Source organism: Streptomyces sp. NPDC043878 (assembly GCF_056435735.1).
Window position 1 is genome coordinate 1 of sequence record NZ_JBWKDW010000019.1, and the last position, 23994, is coordinate 23994.

Genomic DNA, 23994 nt, shown 5'->3' on the forward strand with positions numbered 1-23994 from the left:
TGCCGATCGGCATCACCCTGGAGGGCGACGGGACGCACGACGTCGCCCCGATGCCCGACGGCGCCGTGGACCGGATCGCCGCCGACCTGGAGGCGCAGGCCCAGGCCGACGGACAGCCCTGGGACCAGCTGGTCATCCGCGGTGACGACGGCAAGGTGCTCCGGGTGGTCTCGCCGCAGGCCATCATGGCGCCGTGGTTCGGCGAGCCGGACAAGATGCCGTTCAGGGACGTCTGGGAGCCGTACATCGACCAGGTCTGGGAGAAGTACGCGGGCGAGGACCTGAAGATCGACCTCCAGGGCGGCCGGGGCGTCTTCACCGGCCGGGTCCGAGGTGACGTGCTGACCTTCAACGGCGGCCACGAGTTCGTCCGGCCCGTCTCGCGGGACATCTTCACCTGCGACCACGGCCCGTTCACCAACAACCCGGACGACTCGGACGAGAAGAAGGGGCTGCTGGCCCGGCTAGCCGCCGGCTTCAACCGCAGCACCCTGCTGACCCACCCGGACCAGCCGGGCGGCGGCGCGGCCGACTACTACCGCGACCCGGTCACCAACCACTGGTCGCGCGTGGTCCACGCCAGCTCCCCCATCGGGTACGCCTTCCCCTACGACGACGTGCGCCCGGACGGGGAGCCCGACGTCTCCGGCGCGGCGCACGACGACAACCCGGTGCGGTTCACCGTGCGGGTCGGCGCCTGACCCCGGCGGCGCTACCCGGCGCCAGGGGGGGGGGCCCCCCCCCGGGGGGGAAACACCCCCCCCCCTGGGGGGGCCCCCCCACCAGCGGCCCGACGACGTCTGTGCCCTCGGCCCGGCCGGGGGACGAAGGAGACAGGCCCATGACCACGAACACCCGCTCCACCGCACCGGCCCGCACGCCCGTGCAGGCGGGCTGGGTGTGACGCCGGCGGGCGACCAGTCCTGGCCTGTCCGTCCAGCCCCGCAGAAGGTGCCATGCGCGCTCAGAAGTGACCGACGGCATCTACGCGTTACTCGCCGTAGTACTCGCCGTCGTCGCCCTGCACGCGCGCTCCCAGTATCGCGGCGATCTCCCGCATCTTCCGGATCAGGATCTCGTCCGGGTTCTTCACCACGACGCGACCGTTGCGCCAGTCCAACCAGGCGCCATGGGTGTCCAGGCGGGGATGGGTGGCCATCTGTGCCAGCCACCTGTTGCGGTACTCCAACACCACGTCCTGGCCGCGCGGAGCAGCCCTGGCGACTTGGACCATCTCCAGTTCGGCGTCGGCCGCGACCACCGCTTCCCACTCCTCCGTCGTGATCGGCTCGCCCTCTTCGTCCCACCACGGATGCCGGGTGATGTGCACGTCATAGCCCATGCCGGCACAGTACGGGTCACCACTGACAGCACGAACGCGGGGCACGGTGCGCGTCCGAACACCTCCGAGGGGGCGTGTCGCGGCGGGTCATGAAGTGACGGCCTCCCGTGCCGTGTTCCAGCGGATGCGCGTGGCGCAGATCGATACGACGACCGCGGATCCGGCTACGACGGCCATGCCCCAGCTCAGGCTGCCGGCGCCGGCGACGAAGCCGATGACGGCCGGACCTGCCAGGAGGCCGATGGTGCCCATGGTGGCGACCAGGGCGAGCGCGTCGGAGCCCTGAGCCGCTGCGGCGACGTAGAGGCAGGGCGTGACGGCGGCGATGCCCAGGCCCACGCAGGCGAATCCGATGAGCGCGGGCACCACGCCGCCCGCCAGCAGCGCCAGGGCCAGTCCCGTGCCGGCCACCGCACTGCCCACACGGACGACACGGGCGTCGCCCCAGCGGCTGCGCCATCCGTCGCCGAGGAGACGGGCCACGACCATCATGACCGAGACGACCGCGATACCCAGGGGGGCCAGTCGGTCCGGCGCGTCGGCGACGTCCTTCATGTAGAGCGCCGACCAGTCGTTCATGGCGCCTTCGGTGACCGTGCCGAAGACCATGGCGCAGCCCAGCCACAGGGTGACCCGGGAAGCCAGGGTCAGCCCGCGGCGACGGCGGTTGCCCTTCTGCTCGGCGGCGGGCTGTGGCCGCTGGTCGGCCAGCAGGCGCGGTCTGGCGTAGGCGAGCAGCAGAAGGAGCAGGACGGCCGCCGTCGCGAAGTGCGGGGCGACAGCCGACGTCACCGTGTTCATGCCGGATGCCACAAGAGCCGCGGCGAACGACCCGCCGCTGAACGTCGCGTGCAGCTGGGTCATCGCCGTGCGCTGATGGGCGGTCTCCAGCGCGGCACCTTGCGCGTTCATGGCGACGTTGAGGCAGGCGACGGCCACACCGTCGGCGCAGATGACCAACAGGGCCACCGGGTAGTTCGGCGCTGCGGACAGCCCGAGCAGGATGAGGACCAGGCACAGCGCGGACACCAGGGACAGGGATCTGGAGCCCAGGCGCTTCATCAGGTACGCGACGAGGGGGAAGGAAGCCGCCGCCCCGGCGCCGCAGGCCATCAGGAGCAGGCCCACCTCGGTTTCGCTCAGGCCCAGCCGGGTTTTGAGTGCGGGCAGGCGGGAGGCCCAGGTGGCGTACTGGAAGCCGAGGAAGCAGAAGAGGGCGGCGATCGCCAACTGCGCGCGCCTGAAGTCGTCTAGGACACGGGGCATGGGAGTCCGTCCACCTTCCTCGAACCACTGCTGGGGTCTGCGGACAGGGCCCGGGACATGTACACGGCGTTGTCGCCGTAGTCGGGTGGGACCACGATTCCCTCGTGGACCCGGAACCCACGGGACGCCCAGAACGTCGCCTTCCCTTCGACGGCGATCAGGGAGATGTGTTCGTACGCCGACCCGGCCGTACGGGTGAGATGGCGCAGCAGTGTGCTCCCGAGTCCTCTCCCGCGCTGTTCGGGCGCGATGACCATGTCGTGCAGGTGCAGGTTCCGTGAGCGGACGGCGGGTTGTTCGGCGCGGGCCAGGTCGGGGGAGCGGAACATCGGGTAGGGCAGGGCGAGGACATAGCCCGTGACGCGTTCGTCGAGGTCCAGGACGAAGCAGGTGGCCGGTGACGCACGCCCCCGCGATCGCAGCCTCGCGCGTCCTTCGGCGAGTGAACTGCCCGTGTAGGCGACGGCTTCGAGCGCGGCGATGTCCGGCCAGTCACTGTCACGTATGGGGCGAACGCACATGTCGCGGCCCACCTACTTCCCCTCTGTCATGGCGGTCCCCGTGAGGGGGACGGTGTCTCGGACGCACGCGTACGGGAGCGGTTGGAACCCGTTGAAGCCCTGGGTCATGTAGCTGGTGGCGTAGGCGCCGGCGGACAGGATCCAGACCGGATCGCCGGAGGTGACGGCCTCGGGCACGGGCACGGGATGGTGTCCGGACCCGTACGCGTCGTCGCTGTCGCACGTCGGGCCAGCGACGACCGCGCGCACCTGGCTGCCGCCGGAGTGGCCGGGGAAGACGAGCCGGTAGCTCAACTGGTCCATTTCGTACAGGCCGTTGAACTTGCCGCTGCTCAGATACAGCCAGTGGGCGCGTTCGCCGTCGGGCTGTCGGCGCGTGGTGAGCCGGTACACGTGTGCCCGGATGGCGCCGTGGTCGGCCACCAGATGGCGACCCGGTTCCATGACGAAGTCCAGCGGTGCGCGGTTGACGGCCCGCAACTGTTCCATTCCGTCGCGGATGACCGCGAACATCTTGTCCAGCGGTGGTTCCAGCCGTGCGCCGTACCGGTCGAGGTAGCCCGATGCGGGCAGGCCGCCCCCGAGGTTGATGTGGTCCGGCGTGATCCCCCGCTCGCGCAGTGCCACGAGCGTGTCGGCGAGGGAGTCGAGGACCTGCCGCCAGGCCTCGCAGGTCATCTGCTGCGAGCCGACGTGGACCGACAGCCCGGCCGGGGTCAGACCGGCGGCCCGCGCCGCGATCAGCACGCGCACCGCGTCGTCCTGCGAGCAGCCGAACTTGACGCTCAGGCCCCACAGAGCTCCGTCCCCGCTGGTGGAGAGTCGGCAGAACACACGGGAGCCGGGTGCGTGGGCCGCGATCGCCGTCACATCCTGGACGCTGTCGGTGGCGAAGGTCCGCACGCCGAGCTGGTGGGCCTCGGCGATGGTGGCGTCGGACTTGACGGTGTTGCCGTAGTGGACGCGTTCCACGGGCACCCCGGTGCGCAGCGCCTGTCTGATCTCGGTGGGGCTCGCCGCGTCGAATCCGGCGCCCCGGTCCGCGAGGCACGTGAGGACCTCGTCGACGGGACAGGCCTTCATCGCGAAGCGGACATCGACGCCCGGCAGTTCGTGCAGCAACCGCTCGTACTGGCCCTCGATCCCCGTGAGATCGAAGACGATGCGGTCCGTCGAGGCGGCGCTCAGCGCGGCCGACAGTCGCGCGTCCTTGTCCGTGCTCACCCGCTCGCGCTCCCGATCCCGTGGTCCCGGGCCGCGCGCATCAGCGGGCTCCAGGCCTCGATCAGCAGGGCGAAGTCCTCGATGTCGCTCTGCGCCTCGTCCAGGAGCCGGTCACGGTGTGCGGTCAGGAGGTCGGCGAACGCCGCGTATCTGCCGCCGAGTTTGCGGTACGAGATGCCGACGCGCTCCAGTCGCCACAGGTTCTCGGTGCGGTCCAGGCCGGTGCCGGCACGCAGGAGGCCGACGACGGTGGCGGGCCGGACCTGCTGCTGGTCGTCGAGCAGTGCGGGGCCCGCCGTGGCCATCCGGTCGTAGACGAAGTGGAAGTAGAGCATCGACAGCAGGAACTTCACGAACCGCGTCTGGTAGGCCGTGAAGCCGGCGTCGGTGCGTCGTTCCGGGGTGTGGAAGTTCTCGATGTGGCGGTTGTGCAGCACACCCGGCAGAGCGGCGTCGTGGACCAGGTGGATGAGGAAGTAGTCGCTGCCGATGGTGTCGGTCGCCGGCGGCAGCGGCATCCGCTCGTACACCTCGTGGGCGAAGCTGATGTTGCACATGTCCACCCGCATCGGGTCGACCAGGGTCAGCACCGAGTGGTCCCTGGTGAAGCGTGCGGTGCCGGCGCCCCTGAAGGACTCCTCCACGAGTTGTGTCTTCTGCTCCTCCGACCAGTCGCCGGGCGCCCACAGGCTCACGACGTCGTGGTAGATGCCCTCGTCCAGCCGCCGGATCTCGTCGATGTCCACCGACGGTTCGCCGACGAAGGAGGAGCCGACCATGGACACGGGGCGATGGGCGTGGGCGGGGTCGAGGTCCGTCTCGGACACCTGGGCCGACGCGTCACAGGCGCGCTTGCCCAGGGATGCGAGCTCGTGGTGAATGGGGAACACCGGCTCGCCGTCGAGGACTTGGTAGGCGCTGTCGGAGTCCCTGCGGTGCACGGACCGGCAGCCGAGGGCGGCGGCGATCAGGAAGGCGCGGTTCGTGCAGGATCCGTAGGAGACGGCGTCCGGCAGCAGAAGACCGAGGAGCAGGTCCGGCTCGGCCGGGCCGGCCTCACGGATCACGGCTCGCAGGATGCCGCGCTGGCGCTCCTCGTCGAGATGGTGCACGACGACGTTCGGCGTCGCGGGCAACCCGCCGAGGACACGGGCGTGTTCGGACCTGGTCTCGGAGTCGGAGGAGTCGAGGACGAGGAGGTGCACCTCGACGCCGAAGCGGCGGGTCGCGTACACCGCCTCCGCGGCGACCGCGGCGAGGGCGGCGGAGCACGCCCTGTTCGTGGGAAGGGCCAGGCAGATGCGGTCGACGGCGGATTCTCGGTTCACCGGGCGCTCTTCCGTCCGGTCCAGGGATCCAGTCCCAGGAGTTTCCTGCCCAGGTCGTTGAGCGTGGCGGGCCCGTACCTGAGCGATTCGTGCAGTGTCGCGTCGCCGAGCAGGGTCGCGTTCCAGTCAGGGGTGCTGAGCGTCCGCCAGGACTCGACGCGGGAGGCGCGCAGTTCCTCGTGTTCGGTGAGCGCGGGCATCATCGACAGGTACTGGACCGCGCGGACACCGTTGTCGGAGAGGTTGGGCGCAACACCGTGGGCCAGCAGCCCGTTGAAGATCAACAGGTCGCCGGCCTGCAGATCTGGGCGCACCACGGGGAACTCGGCGCGGTCGATCGCGGGCCGGATGGGGTCACGGTCGGCCGGCTGGGTGAGCTTCCACTCCTCGAAGCGCCGGAAGAGTTCCGGCGCGCACTGGAATCCGCCGAGTTCCGGCTGGGTGTCGTTGAGGGCGATGATGCCCTGCACCCGCTGCGGCAGCACGCCGAGCGTGGTGTCCACGTCCCAGTGCAGCTCGATGTCGAAGCCCTCGTCGGTGGCCTCGATGAGGGAGCGTGAACGGCTGCCCCGGTTGGGCGGGTTGAGGTTGAGCCGGTCCAGCGTGACCCACAGCTCCTCGCAGTCCCACACGTCGGCGAAGGCCTCGTGGACGCGCTCCGTCTGCCGGCTGTCCCAGAGAAGCTGGTGGTGGTACGCCTCGACGAAGCCGTACACATGCAGGTCGCGGTCCAGGTCCGAGCGGAACTCGCGTTCCTGGTACCAGGTTTCGGGGCGGTCCGGGTCGAGGCCCTGGAACTCCCACGTGAACTCGAGGAGACTCTTGGCCGCACCGGGCGAGATGGCGTCGCGGACGACGACGTAGCCGTAGGTCTGCCAGAACGCGAGGTCGTCCTGGGACAGCACACGTAACGGACGCGCCGTGGAGAGGTCTCGCAGCGGCGTCGGCGCGAGGTAGGTCTCGGCGTCCGCGCTGAAGTAGGGGCGTTCGGATGCGGCGCGATGCAGGTAGGGGGCGGGTGTCGACATGCGATCACTCCAGGGGCGAGAGCAGTTCAGGGGCCGAGTGGCCGGCTCTCAGTCGCTTTCGGGCATCGGACTGAGGCTCCCTCAAGCTGGCCTAGACCACTGGACAGGGTCAACCCGTTGGCCCCGAAACTGCCGCCAAGTGCCGCCCAACTGCCGGTGGTCGCGGCCCACCGATGTCAGCGCGTGACGGCCCCTGCGCCGTACGTCAGCCCGCGACCGCCCGCACCTGCAAGCGACCGCCCACGTCAGCCCGCACCTGCACGCCACCGCCCGCGCCTGCCCACGTCAACCCGCGACGATCCGCTCGGCCGCCGCCACACCGCAGACGCGGGCGGCGCCGTACGTGGCGAGGTAGACGGCGCCTCGCGGCGGGGCCTGCGGTACGCCCATCTCCACCACGATCGTGTCGGGGCGAGCGGCGAGGAGGACGTCCAGGGCCGCTCGCATCCAGTCGTGCCGGTGCTCGTCGCGGACCACCGCCACCATGCGACGGCCGCCCGCTGCCGCCAGCGCCGCCGCACCCGCGTCGGAGCCGGTGAAGGACCCGCTCGTGGTGCCCGGCAGCAGACGCTCCAGTTCGAGGCCCACACCCCACGGCGTCGCGTCGCCGACGGCGATGTTCGCGGCCGGATTCAGCGTCGCCACGTACACGGGCTGCTCGATCGGAGAGGCGGCTCCCGCGCGCCGTACGACCAGCGCACGGCGCGCCGCCACCAGCCCGATCTCCGGGTCGGCCGCCACCCGCGCCGCTCCGCCCCGCCGCGCGTCGGCCGTCCACCGCGCCAGACTCCGCACCCGGGCGGCGGCGTCGGCGAGCCGCTCCTCCGGGAGTTCGCCGGAGCGGACGGCGGCGACCAGCGAGTCCCGGAGGCCCAGCACCGTCCCCTCGTCGCACAGTCCACCGCCCACGCAGATCGCGTCGGCACCCGCCGCTATCGCGAGCACGACGCCGTGTTCCAGGCCGTACGCCTCCGAGATCGCCCGCATCTCCATGCCGTCCGTGACGATCAGTCCGTCATAGCCGAGTTCGCCGCGCAGCAGGTCGGTGAGGATACGGCGGGAGAGAGTCCCCGGGCGGTCCGGGTCCAGGGCCGGGACGAGGATGTGGGCGCTCATGACGGCGCGCGTGCCGGCCTCGATGGCCGCGCGGAACGGAACCAGTTCACGGCCGTACAGCGTGTCGGTGTCGACGTCGATGCGCGGCACCGCGTGGTGGGAGTCGACGTTGGTGTCGCCGTGGCCGGGGAAGTGCTTGGTGCAGGCGGCGACGCCGGTGGACTGCAGGCCCCGGACGTAGGCGGCGGTGTGCCGGGCCACCAGGTCGGTGTCCGCGCCGAAGGAGCGGACGCCGATGACCGGGTTGTCGGGATTGGCGTTGACGTCCGCGGAGGGCGCCCAGTCGAAGTCGACGCCGCATGCGCCGAGGCGGCGGCCCAGCTCGCGGGCGACGCGGCGGGTGAGGTCGGGCTCGTCGACAGCGCCCAGGGCGTGGTTGCCGGGGAACGCGGAACCGGTACGGACGTCCAGACGCGTGACGTCGCCGCTCTCCTCGTCGATGGCCACCAGCAGATCGTCCCGTTCGGCCCGCAACCGGGCGGTGAGGTCGGCGACTTGCTCGTGCGTGACGACGTTGCGGCCGAACAGGGCGACGGAGGCCAGCCCTTCGCCGACGCGGCGCCGCACCCAGTCCGGTGCGGTCGTGCCGGCGAACCCCGGCTGCAGTACCGCGAGGGCGTCACGGGTGAGGGTGTCGTTGCGGGTGGCGAACGTGGTCATCTGGGCGTGTTCCCTTTCGGCGCCGTCGGGCAGGCCGTCGGTGAGTCGGTCGAGCAGAGCGGCACAGGATCGGGGGCAGGACGCGCGAACGGCACGTGTACGCCGTCATGTACGGCGCGTCGCACGACCTCCTTCCCCCCGGGACGCCGTCGGCGCACGTCCACGACGGCGGTCGCCGCACGGCGCCGCCGCACACGGCGTGACCGACCGCTTACTCGTACAGACCTGCCTCGGGGAGCTTGGCCTAGACTTTTGGAAGCGTCAAGACGGGCCCCGTAAAACGCGGTTGGGTGGCCCAGGGTGGGCGGCATGTGCCTCGGGCCGGGACGACACGCCTCGTTTGGACTAGACCAAAGGGCGGGTGCGGGTCTATAACGGGAACCCGGCGACACAGCCGGGAAGGCAGGCCATGACCACCGATGTCAGCAGCGCCCACGACGACACGCGGGTGCCCGGTCGCAGCGCGCGAGTGCCGAAGTACTACCGCATCAAGCAGCGAGTCCTGCAGATGACGGAGTCGCGGACGCCCGGTGCGCGGATGCCGGCCGAGCGATTACTCGCCCTCGAACTGGACACCTCGCGCACCACCATCCGACGCGCCCTGCAGGAACTCGTGGGCGAAGGCCGCCTGGACCGTATGCAGGGAAAGGGCACATTCGTCGCCCGGCCCAAGCTCTCCCGCACCCTGCGTCTCACCTCTCACACCGAGGACATGCACGCCCAGGGCCTCGCCCCCGCGTCCCGGACCCTGGACATCCGTCACATCGAGGCCGACGAGCGACTGGCCCGGTTGCTTGACATCGATGTCGGCGCCGACGTGCTGCGCATCGAACGGCTGCGGCTGGCCAGCGGCGAACCCATGGCGATCGAGACCACCCACCTCTCCGCCCGGCGATTCCCCGGCCTGTCTGCGTCGCTCGCCATGCACACCTCGCTGTACACCGCACTCGCCGAGGTCTACGGCGTACACCTCGCCGAGGCCGAGGAGGCCATCGAGACGTCCCTGGCCACGCCCCGCGACGCCGAACTCCTCGCCACGGAGGTCGGCCATCCCGTGCTGCTGCTGTGCCGTCACTCGCAGGACGCCCAGGGCGCGCCGGTGGAATGGGTCCGCTCCGTGTACCGCGGCTCCCGCTACAAGTTCGTGGTCAACCTCAAGCCTCCGGCGGACTGAACGCCGTAGCGGATCTCCACCGCGCAGAACATCATGTCGCGGACCCGGCCCGTCGCCCCCACAGGCGCCAGGGTCCCCGGTCGCAGGTCCCCGGTCCCGCCTCACCCTGCCGGAGCCTTCCCGCGGCGGCCTATGACACGGCGGCCTCCCGACCGCACCGAACGCACGCCCCCCTCTACGACGTCCGTCGGCACGCACGTTCGCAGTCGTCGCCGCCCTCCCGCACACAGCAGCCAGAACAACGAGATGGACTTGTCGTGACGGAAACCTCCACGTCGGACACGCAGGCGACGGCACTGGTCACCGCACGCGAGGCCGCCTGCCTCACGCAGGCAGACCTCGCGGAGCGCTCCGGCCTCAGTGTGCGGGCCATCCGCAACCTCGAGACCGGCCGCACCTCGCGCCCCCGCAAACAGTCACTGCTCCTGCTCGCCGAAGCACTCGGACTGTCACCCGGCTCGGCGCAACGGCTGCTGGGCAAGCCCCACGCCGACCACCACCCCGCATCGCCGCCCCGCCTCCCGCCCGCGGAACTTCCCGCCGCGCCACGCAACCGCCTTGTCGAAAGGGAGCGGCTCATCGCCTCCCTGCAAAGCCTCGTCACGACGAGAGGGCAACGCGACCACCCACGACCGGCGATCGTGGTCGGGCCCCCCGGTTCGGGCAAGACCTCGCTGATCCTGCAGACCGCGCACGGCGTACGGGACCAGTTCCCGGACGGACAGGTCTACGTCGACCTGCATCCCCACCCCTCCCCACCACTCACACCGGACACCCTCGTCCGCCGCATACTGCGTTCGCTCGGTGGTGTGCCCGCCGCCGACCATCCCGAGGAGGCGGGAGCGCGACTGCGGGACGTCCTCAGCAGACGACACGTCCTCGTGGTCCTCGACAACGCCGACAGCGAGGCCCAGATCAGGCCGCTGCTGGTGGAGGACGTCCGCAGTGCGGTGCTGGTCGCCGCGCGCCGCGAACTCCCCGCGCTGCCGGCGCAGTTCGGGCACCGCATCGGTCCTTTGAGCCAGTCGGGCGCCCAGGCGGTTCTGGAGGACCTGGTGGGCGTCGACCGCGTCCACGCGGACCGTTCGGCCACGCTCGGCATCCTGCAGTCCTGCGCGGGGCTGCCGTTGGCCGTGTACATCGCCGGGCTGTGGCTCTCCGCGCGCCCGCACCGCTCACCGCGCGACCTGGCCGGCCGCCTGCTGTTCGAACAGGACCGCCTTTCCGCACTGCGCGTCGGAGATCTGTCACTGCGGGCGAGCGTGGCGGCCCACCACCGCTCCCTGCCACCTTCCGTCCGGGCGGCGCTGCGCCAACTCGCCAGTGCGCCGGACGACTTCGGGGCCGACGACGCCCTGCCCCGGATCGCACCGTCAAGAGACCTGGCACTGGAACTCCTCGACGAACTGCTCTACCGGCAGGTGATCCACATCAGCCGCGTCGACGGCGACGGCCAGATCCGCTACCGGATGTACGAAGCGGTACGCCTCTACGTGACGCACCGCCTCACGGAACCCGCGGCCGGATGCGGCGCGAGCGGCCGGGTATGGCTACCGCGCCAGGCCACCTCGGCGCGGAACGGAGGGTGAGAGCGGAGCCGAAGGGTCCACCGGGAAGGTACCGCGCACACACACAGGCTTGCCGATGCCGATGCCGATGCGGCTGTGGCTGTCGAGGGACATTCGAGGCCACGGCGGCCGGCAGTGTCCCGATCGTCACCGTGCGCCCCGTCGGCAGCACCGGAAACTTCCCCTACCCGTACCCCTCCAGGTTCACCCGAGGTCATTTCCTGAGCCCGTACGTAGGCCCTGGCGAGGAGTTCATGTCCTGATCAAGCCCAGGACACGGACTCAACGGTGGCCGGCGTCCTGGCTGCCACCGGCGGTGAGCCGGCTTTCCAAGCCCGTGATCAGGGTGTCCATCGCGAGGCGGAACATGCGGTCCTGATCAGGGCCTGTGGTGCCTGCATCCGTCGGGTCGGGGCCTGCGTCCGCCGGCCGGTCCTCGCCGGCATCAGGGCGGGGGGGCCTGAGGTTCGACCACTGGTGGAGCGAGCCGTTGAGTTCGGCGGTGAGGACACCGATGACGACGGCGACGATCAGCGCGGCGATCTCCGGGACCTCTGACCGCGGCACGCCGGCAGCCGCCACGATCGCGGCGAGCGCACTCCAGAACGGGTCGTCGGGCTGGATGAAGTCCGGCTGGTGGCTGAACGAGTAGGTCAGCAGCTTGGGGTGACGGTGCGCCAGCGCCCGGAAGTCCGTGGCGAGCAGACGGATACGGTCCTGCCAGGGGGCGTTCTCCAGTGTCACGGTGCGGAACCGGGCGCCGACCGTTCTCGTCACGCCGCGCAGCACGGCTTCCTTGTTCGGCACGTGGTGGTACAGCGACATCGGGTTCGCGTCGAGCGCGGTGGCGAGTTTGCGCATGGTGAGCGCCTCGACCCCGTCCGCGTCGATGAGCCGCAGCGCGGCAGCGTAGATCCCGGCCTCGGTCAGAGGCACGTCTCTCTTCCTGGTTCCCCGCGGGGGACGCCTCACCTTTTCCATACCCCGTATGGTAGCAGTTCCGTACATTGTACGGAACTGCTACCAATCGCAGCACTCGCTCTCACCCTCAGGTTTGCGATCTACTTTCCATACGCTGTACGGTTCCATTTCCATACGACGTATGTTTCTGTCGTACAGTGCGGCACTGACCGGCGCCCTTGCCCTTCCCCCTCTCCACACAAAGGAGCGAGCCATGACCACGCACTCCGCGAACGACCTTCGCCCCATCCGGTCTCCGCGCGGGATCCCCCTCCTCGGCCACACGCCGCAGATCCCCGCCACCAACCCGGTGGAGTACTTCGGCGAGCTGTCCAAGCAGTTCCCCGAGGGCATCTACGGCATGGACATCGCCGGTATCGAGCAGGTCTTCGTCTACGACCCGGACCTGGTGGCCGAGGTTTCCGACGAGACACGCTTCTTCAAGCAGATCGAGAAGACGCCGCTGCACCACGTCCGGGACTTCGCCGGCGCGGGCCTGTTCACGGCCCACCAGCACGAAGAGGAATGGGGCATGGCGCACCGTGTCCTGCTTCCGGCGTTCAGCCAGCGGGCCATGAAGGCCTACTACGGCCAGATGCTGGAGATCGCCCAGAACCTGGTGGGCAAGTGGGAGCGCCGGGAGGGCCGGCCGGTCCGGATCACCGACGACTACACCCGCCTGACGCTGGACACCATCGCCTTGTCGGGGTTCGGCTACCGGTTCCGCTCCTTCGACAAGGAGGATCTGCACCCGTTCCTCAACGCGCTGCTGGAGTCGCTGATCGAGTCGCTTCGGCGCTCCCAGGAGCTGCCGGTGATGACCAAGCTCCGCAAGGCGGACGACAAGAAGTACCGCGCCAACATCCGGCAGATGCAGGACCTGGTAGAGAGCGTGATCAAGGAGCGCCGCGAGGGGAAGGGCACCGGTGAGGAGGACCTGCTGGGTCTGATGCTTCAGGCCACCGACCCGGACACCGGCAAGCTGCTGGCCGACGACAACGTCCGCGACCAGGTGCTGACGTTCCTGATCGCCGGTCACGAGACCACCAGCGGCCTGCTGTCGTTCGCCACGTACTCACTGATGCGCAACCCGCACGTGCTGGCCCAGGCCTACGCCGAGGTGGACCGCCTGCTGCCCGGCGACACCGTCCCGGACTACGACACGATCATGCAGCTGGACGTCATCCCGCGGATCCTGGACGAGACCCTGCGTCTGTGGGCTCCCATCCCGGCATTCGGCAAGGCTCCGCTGGAGGACACCGTCATCGGCGGCCACTACGAGCTGAAGAAGGGCACGCGGGTCAACATCCTCGAAGGCCCGCTGCACACCCACCCCAAGGCGTGGGAGCGGCCGGAGGAGTTCGACATCAACCGGTGGCTGCCGGAGAACCGCGCCCAGCACCACCCGCACGCCTACAAGCCGTTCGGCAACGGCCTGCGTGCCTGCATCGGCCGGCAGTTCGCGCTCACCGAAGCCCGCCTCGCCCTCGCGCTGGTGCTGCAGAGGTTCAAGTTCTCCGACACCAGCGACTACACGATGGACGTCAAGGAGGCGCTGACGCGCAAGCCCGGCAACTTCGAGTTGAAGGTGCGGACCCGTCAGGAGCACGAGCGGACCGTGTTCGGCGTCGCGGACGTGCAGAGCGACGACACGCGGGCGCAGGCCGCGGTCAGCGGTGTCGGGGTGAATCTGACCGTCGCCTACGGTTCCAGCCTGGGCTCGTGTGAGGACCTGGCGCGCACGATCGCCGACCGCAGCGAGCGTTCCGGCTTCGGCACCACGCTGACGAGTCTGGACGAGCTGGGCGACGACCTGCCCACCGAGGGCCTGCTCGTGGTCGTCGCCGCCAGCTACAACGGCAAGGCCCCGGACAACGCGCAGCGTTTCGACGAGCTGATCGCCGCCGGACTGCCCGAGGGTTCGCTGTCGAACGTGCGGTACGCGCTGCTGGGCGCCGGCAACACCCAGTGGGTGGCGACCTACCAGGCCTTCCCCACGCGGATCGACGAAGCCCTGCTGGCCGCCGGGGCCACCCCCGTCATCGAGCGCGGCATCGCCGACGCCGCCGGTGACTTCGACGGCATGGCCTCCCGCTGGATGGACACCCTGTGGACCACCCTGGCCGAGGAGTACGCCGCCGACACCTCCGAGGCGAGCGGCCCGCGCTACCAGGTCCAGCTGCTCACCGAGGCGGATGTGCGCCCCGCGATCGTCTCCGAGCAGGCCCACCCCCTCACGGTGGTGGCCAACGAGGAACTCGTGGCCGACGCGACCGGGCTGTGGGACTTCAGCCTCGAGCCACCGCGCCCGTCGGCGAAGTCCATCACCGTCGAGCTGCCCGAGGGTGTCACCTACGACACCGGCAACCACCTGGCCGTCTTCGCCAAGAACGAGCCGATCCTGGTCGACCGCGCGCTGACGCGGCTCGGGGTGGAGCGTGACCAGGTGCTGCGGCTGGACCAGCCGGCCGGCGGCCGCACCCACCTGCCGGTCGGCACCGCGGTCACCGCGGGCCTGCTCCTCACCGAGTTCCTGGAGCTGCAGGACGTGGCCACCCGCACCCAGGTGCGTACCCTGGCCGAGCACACCCAGTGCCCGTGGACCCGGCCGCAGCTGCAGGCCTACACGGCCGACACCGAGGAAGCCGAAGAGCGCTACCAGAAGGAGATCCTCGGCAAGCGTGTCTCGGTGCTGGGTCTGCTGGAGCGTTTCCCGGCGGTCGAGCTGCCGCTGGCGGTGTTCCTGGAGATGATGGGGCCGATCCGTCCCCGCTTCTACTCCATCTCCTCGGCCCCGCCGGCCAACCCGCGCCACGTGCGCCTGACCGTGGGCCTGCTGGAAGGCCCGGCCCTGTCCGGCGACGGCCGGTACCGCGGCACCTGCTCCTCCTACATCGCCGGCCTCGAGCCCGGTGACGTCTTCTACGGCTACGTCCGCGTGCCCTCCCCGACGTTCGCCCCGCCGGCCGACCCGGCGACGCCGCTGGTCCTCATCGGCCCCGGTACCGGCATCGCACCGCTGCGCGGCTTCCTGGAGGAGCGCGCCTCGCAGCAGGACAACGGCACCGAGGTGGGCCTGTCGCAGGTCTTCGTCGGCTGCCGCCACCCGGAGCACGACTACTTCTACCAGCGGGAGATGCAGGACTGGGAGCAGGCCGGGATCGCCCAGGTCCACACCGCCTACTCCGCGGTGAGCGGCCACCCGGCCCGGTTCGTGCAGAACGCCCTCGCCAACGCCGCCGACACGGTGTGGCAGGCCATCGAGGCGGGTGCGTACATCTACGTCTGCGGTGACGGCCGCCGCATGGCACCCGCCGTCCGCGAAGCCCTCGCCGCCATCTACCGCGAGCACACCGGCGGCGACGACGAAACCGCCCAGCAGTGGCTCGCCCGGCTCGAGGCCGACGAGCGCTACCAGCAGGACGTCTTCGCCTGACCCCCAGACGCCGGGAGGGGTGCGGTGTCCCCACCGCCCCGCACCCCTCCCGGCCACCACAAGCCCACCGGACACCACACGGCACCCACCGGCCAGAACCTGCCGGGACGTGCCGCGCACGCTCACAGAAAGCTGATCACCATGGACACCATGCTCGCCGGACGCTTCCACCTGGACAGCAGGAAGTTCGCCGTGGAAGAGGTCCCCGTCCCCGTACCCGGCCCGGGCGAGGTCCTCATCGAGGTCAAGGCCGCCGGCGTCTGCCTCTCCGACGTCCACCTGCTCGACGGCTCTCTCGTCCCGCAGTTCGCCACCTCCGACACGGTCACCGTCGGCCACGAGGTCTCCGGTGTGATACACACCCTCGGCCCCGACCTCAGGCGCGGCCTGACCGTCGGCACCCGCGTCACCCTGGAAGCCGGCAAGACCTGCGGCCAGTGCGCCAACTGCGCTCGCCACCGCCCCTGCACCCGGATGCTCACCGCCGGCATCGACTACGACGGCGGCTGGGCCCAGTACACCATCGCCCGCGAAGACACCCTCATCGCCATCCCCGACAGCCTCCCCTTCGACCAGGCCGCGATCATCCCCGACGCTGTGTCCACCCCCTACGCCGCCGTCGTCACCACCGCGGGCGTCCGTCCCGCCCAGTCCGTCGGCGTCTGGGGCGTGGGCGGCGTCGGCGCGCACAACGTGCGCCTCGCCCGCCTGGTCGGCGCCGCCCCGATCATCGCCATCGACCCGCTGCCCGGCGCCCGCGAGCGCGCCCTGGCCTTCGGCGCGGACCTGGCCCTGGACCCGGCCGCCCCCGACTTCACCGAGCAGGTCCGCGCCGCCACGGCCGGACAGGGCCTGGACTTCGCCTTCGACTGCGCCGGCGTCCCCGCCGTCCGCGAGCAGGCCGCCTCCGTGCTCGGCCTGGGCGGCTCCCTGATCCTGGTCGGCATCACCCCCAGGCCACTCACCATCACCGAGGGCCTGACCTTCAACTACATGATGAAGCAGGTCCGCGGGCACTACGGCGGCTCGCCCGAGTCCGTCTCCGAGCTGGTGCGGCTGGCCTCCAACGGCCGCCTCGACCTGGCTCCCTCCATCACCGACCACATCCCGCTCGCCGACGCCGCCGACGCGGTCCACCGACTGGAGAACAAGATCGGCGACCCGATCCGCCTCATCCTCGTCCCCTGACGCCTGTCCGGCGGGACATCAAAGCCACTCCGGGCAAGGGGTGAGTGGGCGCCGGTGCTCGAGGGACACCGGCGCCCACGGCCTTTCCGGTATGCCAAGGCGCGGACGTCCGGAGCCAGTTGGCGCAGGCGGTTCTGCCAGGGAAGGTCCTCGCGCTCTCTCGCGCGGGACTGCGAGCCGACGCGCGCGGCTACGCCGTACAGCGCGGCGTCCTGGTTCGGTACGTGCTGGTACAGCGACATCGGGTTCGCATCCAGCGCGGTCGCGCGTTTCGTCACCTACCGCATCCCGCTCGCCGGCGCGGCCGAGCCGCCGGCCGGCTGGAGAACAAGAACGGCGACCCGATCCGCCGCATCCTCGCCCGCTGACGACTGCCGAGGAGCCGTCCGGAAGCCACCCTCGGGCAGGGAGGACGGGTGCCGATGGTCCCCGACACCGGCGCGGCCACGGCTTACCGGGGGTCAGGTGAGGTCGGGCAGGGGATGCCGGGCGACCTGGCGGGCGTCGTCCGGGGGGACGTCGAGCATGCGCAGGACCATCTCGGCCAGGTCCGAGGCGGCCTCGTCGCCGTCGAGGTCGGGGCGGCCCAGCCTCAGCGCCACGAGGGCCAGCAGGGTCCCGCCCAGGGCGGACAACGCCGTGGTCGGGTCGGTGCAGACGAAGCGGCCCGAGGCGATGCCGCGCTCCAGGTCGCGCAGGGCCCTCGGGGCGAGCCCGCGTTCTGAGTGAAGCTGAGCCAGACCGCGATCACGCAGGATCCGCATGAGTTCCGGGTGTGAGTCGGCCATCCGGGCGGTGAGCCGGAAGCCCGCCGCGACCAGCTCGGCCGGGTCCTCGATCCCCTCTACCCGCTCGTCGATGACCTGGCCGAACTCCTCCAGTGCGTCCGTCACCGCGGCGTCGAACAGCTCCGTCTTCGACTCGAAGTGGTTGTAGAAGGAGCCGAAACCGACGTCGGCGCGCTCGGCGATCGCCTGGATGCTGGCGCTGGTGTCCCCGGTCTCCGCGAGGATCTGCCGGGCCGCACGGATGAGCGCCTGACGGGTCTCGGCGCGGCGCCGTTCGAAGCGGTTCTTGGGCGGGGCTGACGTCGGCATGCGGGGAGTGTACCAACCGTAGCGATCAGTTTGCCATTAGTGATGAGATCATCAATTATTTGGGTCCACCCTATTGACGATGGGTAACGGCAAAGTTGATGATTTCCTCATTACAGCAATGCTGCCAGGAGGACGACGATGTCCCACACGCCCGTCGACAGGGCCGCTCCCCAGACGCCCCACCAAGACCTCCACAGTGAGGAGGGCGCCCTGCGCGGAGAGCACCCCGGACGTTCCCGGAACCCCGTGATCAAGGTGGCCGACCTGGCCTGGCTCGAGTTCGAGAAGCCCGACCTGGACCGGGCCGAGGTCTTCGCCCGTGACTTCGGCTTCGCGATCGCCGCCCGCACCGAAGGCGAGGTGTGGCTGCGCGGGACCTTCGCCGGCTCGCCGTGCATGGTGATCCGCAAGGGGCGTACGTCCCGCTTCACCGGACCGGCGTTCCGTGCGGCCGAGCGGGCCGACCTGGACCGGCTGGCCCGCGCCACCGGCAGTACCGTCCGGGACATCGGCGTACCGGGCGGTGGGCAGTCGGTCGCCCTGCTCGATCCCTCGGGCCTGCCGGTCCGGGTCGCGCACTGCGCCGAGCAGCTGCCCGAGCTGCCCGAGCAGGAGCCGCTGATCCTCAACTTCGGTACCGGTCACCGTCGTACGAACGCCACCCAGCGGCCGCCCCGCGAGCCGTCCCGTATCCAGCGGCTGGGCCATGTGGTGCTGGAGACACGGGTGTTCTCCCGCACCCTGGACTGGTACCTGGACACGCTGGGCCTGATCGTGTCCGACTTCCTGTTCCTGGACGGCCAGCGCGATCGCGGTCCGACCATGGCGTTCATCCGCTGCGACCAGGGCGGCGTGGCCGTGGACCACCACACGCTGGCCCTGCACCTGGGTCCCGGTACGGGCTATGTCCACTCCGCTTACCAGGTCACCGACCTCGACGCGATCGCCGCCGGCGGGGAGTACCTCACCGAACGCGGTTACCGGCGCAGCTGGGGCATCGGCCGGCACATCCAGGGCAGCCAGCTCTTCGACTACTGGCGCGACCCCGACCACTTCATGCTGGAGCACTTCGCCGACGGCGACCTGTTCTCCTGCGACGTCGAGCCCGGCTGGGCCCCGATGTCGGGGAGCGGCCTGGCCCAGTGGGGCCCGCCGGTCACCCGCGACTTCCTGGGCGCGAGCCCCTCTCCCGCCAAGCTGCGCGAGGTCATGACGGCCCTGCGCGGCGACAACGAACTCGATCCCGCACGCCTGCTGGGCCTGATGAAAGCGATGAGCTCATGAGCACCAACGTTCTGCGCACCACCGGGGGCACCTCCCGCTCGAGCGAAGCCGGGAGTGGGGGAGTCTGGTGGGTCGTCCGGGACGAGCGCGCCGTCCGCGTCGAGACCAGGGCGGTCACCACCGCGGAGCTGCTCGCCGACCGGGACGCGGTCCGCGCGGCCGCTGCCTCCGCCGAGAGCGGCACACCCGTGGCCGACCTGGTGGCGCTGCCTCCGGTCACCACCCCGTGCCGGGTGGTCGCCCAGATGGTGAACTACCGCAGCCACGCCAGGGATTCGGGTTTCACCGGCGACATTCCGCCCACCTTCTTCCGCAAGGCGTCCGGCTCGGTCAGCGGACCGCACGAGAGGATCGTCCGCCCCGGGCACGTGAAGTTCCTCGACTACGAGGTGGAACTCGGCCTCGTCATGGGGGCGACGCTGCCCGTGGGCACCGTCGTCGAGGAGCAGGACCTGCCGCGCTACGTCGCCGGCCTCGTCCTCACCAACGACGTCAGCGCCCGCGACGTCCAGCTGACCAAGACCCAGTTCTACGAGAGCAAGTCCTATCCGACCTTCACGCCGACGGGGCCGTATCTGGCCCTGCTGGAGCCCGAGGACTTCGCCCACCTGCTGAACCTGCGGCTGCGGCTGTCGGTCAACGGCGTGTCGCGCCAGGACCGCACGCTGGCCGACATGATCGTACGGCCCGCGCAGGCGCTCACCCTGCTCGCCCGCTTCCAGACCCTCGACCCGGGCGACCTGCTGCTGACCGGAACTCCCGGCGGCACGGCCCTGAAGGCCCCGGCCAAGCCGGTCGCGAAGATCAGTGCGCTGCTGCCGCCCGCGATGAAGTGGAAGGCGTTCTTCAAGGGCCAGGCCAAGAACCCCCTCTACCTGCGCGACGGTGACCTCATCACCGCCACCATCGCCACCCCCGACGGGCAGATCGACCTCGGCGAGCAGCGGACCCCCGTCACGGACGCACCATGAAGGCCGCATCCCGCAGACCGGTGGTGATCATCGGTGCCGGACCCGTGGGGGTCATGGCCGCCCTCCTGCTCGCCCGGCAGGGAGTGCCCAGCTTGGTCCTCGAACGCCACCGGGACATCTACCCCCTGCCGCGCGCCGTCGTCGTGGACGACGAGATCCGCCGGATCCTGCAGAGCGTCGGTGTCCACGAGGAATTCGCCGCCCTCGCCCGCCCGGCGCCCGGGCTGCGGCTGCTGGACGCCCGGCGTCGCGTGATCACCGAATTCCCGCGGTCCCTGCACGGACTCCACGGCTTCCCGCAGCTGAGCATGTTCAACCAGCCCGAGCTGGAACGCCTGCTGCGTGACGCCTTGGCGCGCAGCCCGGAGTGCGAGCTGTGGAGCGGGGTGGAGGTCGTGTCCGTCACCCGGTCCGACACGCAGAACACCGTCGCCCCCGACGATCCGACGGGTCCGGTCCGGGTCACCCTCCGGCGCGACGGCAGTGACGAGGCGGAGCACCTGTGGGCCGATGCCGTCCTCGGCTGCGACGGTGCGGGCAGTCTCACCCGTGACGCCATCGGCACCTACTGGGAGGACCTGCACTTCGAGGAGAGCTGGCGGGTCATCGACGTGCGCACCAGCCGCCCGGTGCGTACCTGGGAAGGCGCCGAACAGATCTGCTGCCCCACCCGGCCGGGCACCTTCATGCGCGTCAGCGGGGACCGCTACCGCTGGGAGTTCCGGCTGGCCGAGGACGAGAACCTGGACGGCCCGGACGGATGGGAGCGCCTGCGCGAGCTGGTCGCCCCCTGGGTGGACCTGCCGGCCTCGCGGGGTGACGACTTCGAGGTGATCCGGCAGGCGCAGTACACCTTCCGGGCCCGTCTCGCCGACCGGTGGCGCAGCGGACGGGTCTTCCTGCTGGGCGACGCCGCCCACCTCACCCCGCCCTTCGTCGGGCAGGGTCTGTGCGCGGGCCTGCGCGATGCCTACAACCTCACCTGGAAGCTCGCCCGCGTGCTCCGAGAGGGCGCACCGGAGGACCTGCTGGACACCTACGAGCGTGAGCGCAAGCCGCACGCCCGCCATGTGATCCGGGTGGCGGTCGCCGTCGGCTGGGCCATGACCGGCGGACAGGACCGCGGTGCGGCGCTCCGCCGGGCCGTGGTGGGCGCGGTCTGTCGCATCCCCGGCGTGACCGCGGCGGTGAGCCGGGACCTCAGTCCCGCCCTGACCGCCGGTCCCCTCGTACGGCACCGCCCCAGGCTGACCGGCCGCGTGCCGGCCGGCACCTTCTGCCCGCAGCCCTGGGTACGGCATGACGGCGGGCGAGTGCGCCTCGATGACGTCCTCGGGGACTCCTTCGCCGTCCTGACCGCTGTGCCGCCCACGGCGCAGATGACCGCCGTGGCCACGGCACTGGGCGCCCCGACGATCCACGTCGACGACCTGGGCGACGACGGCACCCTGGCCGGCTGGCTGGCGCGCGGCCGTGCCGACGCCGTCCTGCTGCGCCCCGACCGCGTCGTGATGGACACCGTCCCGGCCGGCACCGGCGACTTCACCGGCACCGCTGCCTGGGCTGCGCTGCTGCACACGGGCCGCCGTACCGCCGACGCCCGGCCCGCCTGACGAGGAGCAACACACCATGACCAGCCCGCACCCCACGCCGTACACGGAACCCTTCTTCACTCCCGACCCGAAGTCGGCCGCCCACAGCCGCATCGCGGACTTCGCCCGATGGGCGGCCCGGCACCAGGGCGCCGAAGGGATCCAGGACCCCACGGACTACCGGGCCCTGTACCAGTGGTCGGTCACCGACCTGGAAGGTTTCTGGGCCGCGGTATGGGAGTACTTCGACGTCGACGCGACCACCCCGTACGAGCGTGCGCTGGCCGAGGAGACCATGCCCGGCGCCCGCTGGTTCCCGGGCGCCACCCTCAACTACGCCCACCACGCACTGCGCAACCTGCGTCCAGACGCTCCCGCGATCACCGCACTGGACGAAACCGGCTCCAGCTACGACATCACGGGCCGGGAGCTGCGGGCCCGGGTCGCCTCCGTCGCGGCCACCCTGCGCGACCTGGGCGTCGGTCAGGGCGACCGGGTCGTCGGCTACCTGCCCAACACCCCGCACGCCGTCATCGCCTTCCTCGCCACCGCCGGCCTGGGCGCGGTCTGGTCGGTATGCGGCCAGGACTACGCACCCAAGGCCGCCGCCGACCGCTTCGCCCAGCTGCGACCAACCGTGCTCATCACCGCGGACGGCTACCTCTTCAACGGCACCAGGCACGACCGCCGCGCCGCCTCGCTGGAACTGGCCGACGCCCTGCCCACGCTGAAGGCCACGGTGCTCGTGAACCACCTGGGCCTCGCCTGGCCCGAGACCCGGCACGCGGGACTGACGGTTCCCTGGGAGGACGCGGCCACCCGCACCGAGTACCTCACCATCGCCCCGGTCCCGTTCGACCACCCGCTGTGGATCGTCTTCTCCTCCGGCACCACCGGCCTGCCCAAGGGAATCGTCCACGGGCACGGCGGCGTCCTGCTGGAGCACCTCAAGATCCTCGGACTGCAATGCGACCTGGGCGTCGGGGACCGCCTGCTGTGGTACACCTCGACCCACTGGATGATGTGGAACCTGGTCGTCTCCACCCTGCTGACCGGTGCCACCACCTTCACCTATGACGGCAGCCCCGCGCCTGTGGCGCGCCCGGACATCCTGTGGGAGCTCGCGGCCCGCCACAAGGTCACCGTCTTCGGCACCAGCCCCCAGTACCTGCTTGCCATGGCGAAGCTGGGCATCGAGCCTGCCGTGCACGACCTGTCGGCCCTTCGCAGCATCGGCTGCACCGGCTCCGCGCTGCCCGCCTCCGCCTACTCCTGGGTCCGCGACCACGTGGGCGCGGGCATCCAGCTGGCCTCCACCAGCGGCGGCACGGACGTCGTCTCCGGCTTCGCCGGCAGCGCCCCCACGACCCCCGTCTGGGCCGGGGAGCTGTCCGCACCCGGCCTGGGCGTGGCGCTCGCCGCCTACGACACCGAAGGCCAACCGGTCCGCGACCAGGTCGGCGAACTCGTCGTCACCCGGCCCATGCCGTCGATGCCGCTGTACTTCTGGAACGATCCCGAAGGCAGCCGCTACCGCGGCGCCTACTTCACCACCTATCCGGGCGTGTGGCGGCACGGCGACTGGATCACCCACACGTCCCACGGCTCGGTGATCGTCCACGGACGTTCCGACGCCACCCTCAACCGCAACGGCGTGCGCCTGGGCAGCGCCGACATTCACGACATCGTCGAACGCCTCCCCGAGATCACCGAGGCGCTCGTCATCGGCGCGGAGGAAACCGACGGCGGCTACTGGATGCCACTCTTCGTGGTCCTCGCCGACGGGGTCGACCTGGACGCATCCCTGCGCGACCGGATCCGCGACGCAATCCGCGCCGGAGCCTCACCACGCCATGTCCCGGACGAGATCCTCTCCGTGCCGGCCATCCCGCACACGAAGACCGGCAAGAAGCTCGAGGTTCCCGTCAAACGCCTGCTCCAAGGCGTCCCGGCCGAACAGGTCCTCAACCCGGCGGCTCTCGACCGCCCCGAACTGGCCTCCTACTTCGCTCTGTTGGGTGCGGAGCGACGAAGGCGGTCGACACGCCACACATGACCGTCGGCCAGTGGGCACGGTGACAGCACCGGGATGTGCCCGCCCGTAAAGCCTGTCCCGCCGTGGGGGGGGGGGGGGGGGGGGGGGGGGGGGGGGGGGGGGGGGGGGGGGGGGGGGGGGGGGGGGGGGGGGAGGGGGGAGGGGGGGAGGGGGGAGGGGGGGGCGCGGAACCCAGAGCGTTAG

General features: G+C 70.9%; 18 protein-coding genes. 9 read left to right on the forward strand and 9 right to left on the reverse strand.

Annotated features, from left to right (window positions below):
• The coding region (locus AC07AZ_RS24935; protein WP_478851337.1) for a beta-1,3-glucanase family protein at window positions 1-701 on the forward strand (701 nt) is incomplete at its 5' end.
• Between the two features lie 290 nt (window positions 702-991).
• On the opposite strand, the gene AC07AZ_RS24940 is transcribed toward AC07AZ_RS24935, so the two are convergent.
• From AC07AZ_RS24940 to AC07AZ_RS24970, 7 genes are all read right to left on the reverse strand, one after another.
• Entirely contained in the window at window positions 992-1342 is a 351-nt protein-coding gene (locus tag AC07AZ_RS24940) for a hypothetical protein (protein WP_478851339.1), read from the reverse strand.
• Between the two features lie 87 nt (window positions 1343-1429).
• The gene (locus AC07AZ_RS24945) at window positions 1430-2608 is read right to left on the reverse strand and encodes an MFS transporter (RefSeq protein WP_478851341.1); all 1179 of its coding nucleotides are present in this window, start codon (window positions 2606-2608) and stop codon (window positions 1430-1432) included.
• Window positions 2593-3129, reverse strand: coding sequence for a GNAT family N-acetyltransferase (locus tag AC07AZ_RS24950; protein ID WP_478851343.1), 537 nt, complete (start codon window positions 3127-3129; stop codon window positions 2593-2595). The genes AC07AZ_RS24945 and AC07AZ_RS24950 overlap by 16 nt, the downstream gene beginning before the upstream one ends.
• A gap of 12 nt (window positions 3130-3141) precedes the next feature.
• Entirely contained in the window at window positions 3142-4353 is a 1212-nt protein-coding gene (locus AC07AZ_RS24955) for a type III PLP-dependent enzyme (protein WP_478851345.1), read from the reverse strand.
• Window positions 4350-5681 carry a DUF6271 family protein gene (locus AC07AZ_RS24960; protein WP_478851347.1) on the reverse strand — a complete coding sequence of 444 codons (1332 nt, stop codon included), beginning with the start codon at window positions 5679-5681 and terminating at the stop codon, window positions 4350-4352. The genes AC07AZ_RS24955 and AC07AZ_RS24960 overlap by 4 nt, the downstream gene beginning before the upstream one ends.
• A complete protein-coding gene (locus AC07AZ_RS24965; protein ID WP_478851349.1) occupies window positions 5678-6709 on the reverse strand; it encodes a phytanoyl-CoA dioxygenase family protein in 1032 nt (343 codons plus the stop codon). The genes AC07AZ_RS24960 and AC07AZ_RS24965 overlap by 4 nt, the downstream gene beginning before the upstream one ends.
• 285 nt (window positions 6710-6994) lie before the next feature.
• Window positions 6995-8485, reverse strand: a complete 1491-nt coding sequence (locus AC07AZ_RS24970; RefSeq protein ID WP_478851351.1) for a glycoside hydrolase family 3 protein — start codon at window positions 8483-8485, stop codon at window positions 6995-6997.
• Between the two features lie 409 nt (window positions 8486-8894).
• Between AC07AZ_RS24970 and AC07AZ_RS24975 the strand changes: the two genes are divergently transcribed.
• A complete protein-coding gene (locus tag AC07AZ_RS24975) occupies window positions 8895-9659 on the forward strand; it encodes a GntR family transcriptional regulator (RefSeq protein ID WP_478851353.1) in 765 nt (254 codons plus the stop codon).
• Window positions 9660-9916: 257 nt separating this feature from the next.
• Complete coding sequence (locus tag AC07AZ_RS24980) at window positions 9917-11248, forward strand: AAA family ATPase (RefSeq protein WP_478851355.1); 1332 nt, start codon at window positions 9917-9919, stop codon at window positions 11246-11248.
• A 261-nt stretch (window positions 11249-11509) separates the two neighbouring features.
• Here the strand turns inward: AC07AZ_RS24980 and AC07AZ_RS24985 are convergent, their stop codons facing one another.
• On the reverse strand, window positions 11510-12163 hold the full coding sequence (locus tag AC07AZ_RS24985) for a TetR/AcrR family transcriptional regulator (protein WP_478851357.1): 654 nt from the start codon (window positions 12161-12163) through the stop codon (window positions 11510-11512).
• A 238-nt stretch (window positions 12164-12401) separates the two neighbouring features.
• Here AC07AZ_RS24985 and AC07AZ_RS24990 point away from each other — a divergent pair, with 238 nt between their 5' ends.
• Together AC07AZ_RS24990 and AC07AZ_RS24995 are read left to right on the forward strand one after the other, a co-directional pair.
• On the forward strand, window positions 12402-15623 hold the full coding sequence (locus AC07AZ_RS24990; protein ID WP_478851359.1) for a bifunctional cytochrome P450/NADPH--P450 reductase: 3222 nt from the start codon (window positions 12402-12404) through the stop codon (window positions 15621-15623).
• A 141-nt stretch (window positions 15624-15764) separates the two neighbouring features.
• Window positions 15765-16811 (forward strand): zinc-binding dehydrogenase, encoded by a 1047-nt coding sequence (locus AC07AZ_RS24995; RefSeq protein WP_478851661.1) that lies wholly within the window; start codon window positions 15765-15767, stop codon window positions 16809-16811.
• Between the two features lie 461 nt (window positions 16812-17272).
• Here the strand turns inward: AC07AZ_RS24995 and AC07AZ_RS25000 are convergent, their stop codons facing one another.
• Window positions 17273-17908 (reverse strand): TetR/AcrR family transcriptional regulator, encoded by a 636-nt coding sequence (locus AC07AZ_RS25000; protein WP_478851362.1) that lies wholly within the window; start codon window positions 17906-17908, stop codon window positions 17273-17275.
• Between the two features lie 138 nt (window positions 17909-18046).
• Between AC07AZ_RS25000 and AC07AZ_RS25005 the strand changes: the two genes are divergently transcribed.
• From AC07AZ_RS25005 to AC07AZ_RS25020, 4 genes are read left to right on the forward strand one after another with little or no spacing between them, the layout of a single operon-like run.
• Window positions 18047-19192 (forward strand): VOC family protein, encoded by a 1146-nt coding sequence (locus tag AC07AZ_RS25005; protein WP_478851364.1) that lies wholly within the window; start codon window positions 18047-18049, stop codon window positions 19190-19192.
• Window positions 19189-20163 (forward strand): fumarylacetoacetate hydrolase family protein, encoded by a 975-nt coding sequence (locus tag AC07AZ_RS25010; RefSeq protein ID WP_478851365.1) that lies wholly within the window; start codon window positions 19189-19191, stop codon window positions 20161-20163. The genes AC07AZ_RS25005 and AC07AZ_RS25010 overlap by 4 nt, the downstream gene beginning before the upstream one ends.
• Window positions 20160-21776, forward strand: coding sequence for a bifunctional 3-(3-hydroxy-phenyl)propionate/3-hydroxycinnamic acid hydroxylase MhpA (gene mhpA, locus AC07AZ_RS25015; RefSeq protein ID WP_478851367.1), 1617 nt, complete (start codon window positions 20160-20162; stop codon window positions 21774-21776). Before AC07AZ_RS25010 ends, mhpA begins: the two co-directional genes overlap by 4 nt.
• 16 nt (window positions 21777-21792) lie before the next feature.
• Window positions 21793-23811: an acetoacetate--CoA ligase gene (locus AC07AZ_RS25020; protein WP_478851369.1), complete on the forward strand. Its 2019-nt coding sequence runs from the start codon at window positions 21793-21795 to the stop codon at window positions 23809-23811.
• The last annotated feature ends 183 nt before the right edge of the window (window positions 23812-23994 follow it).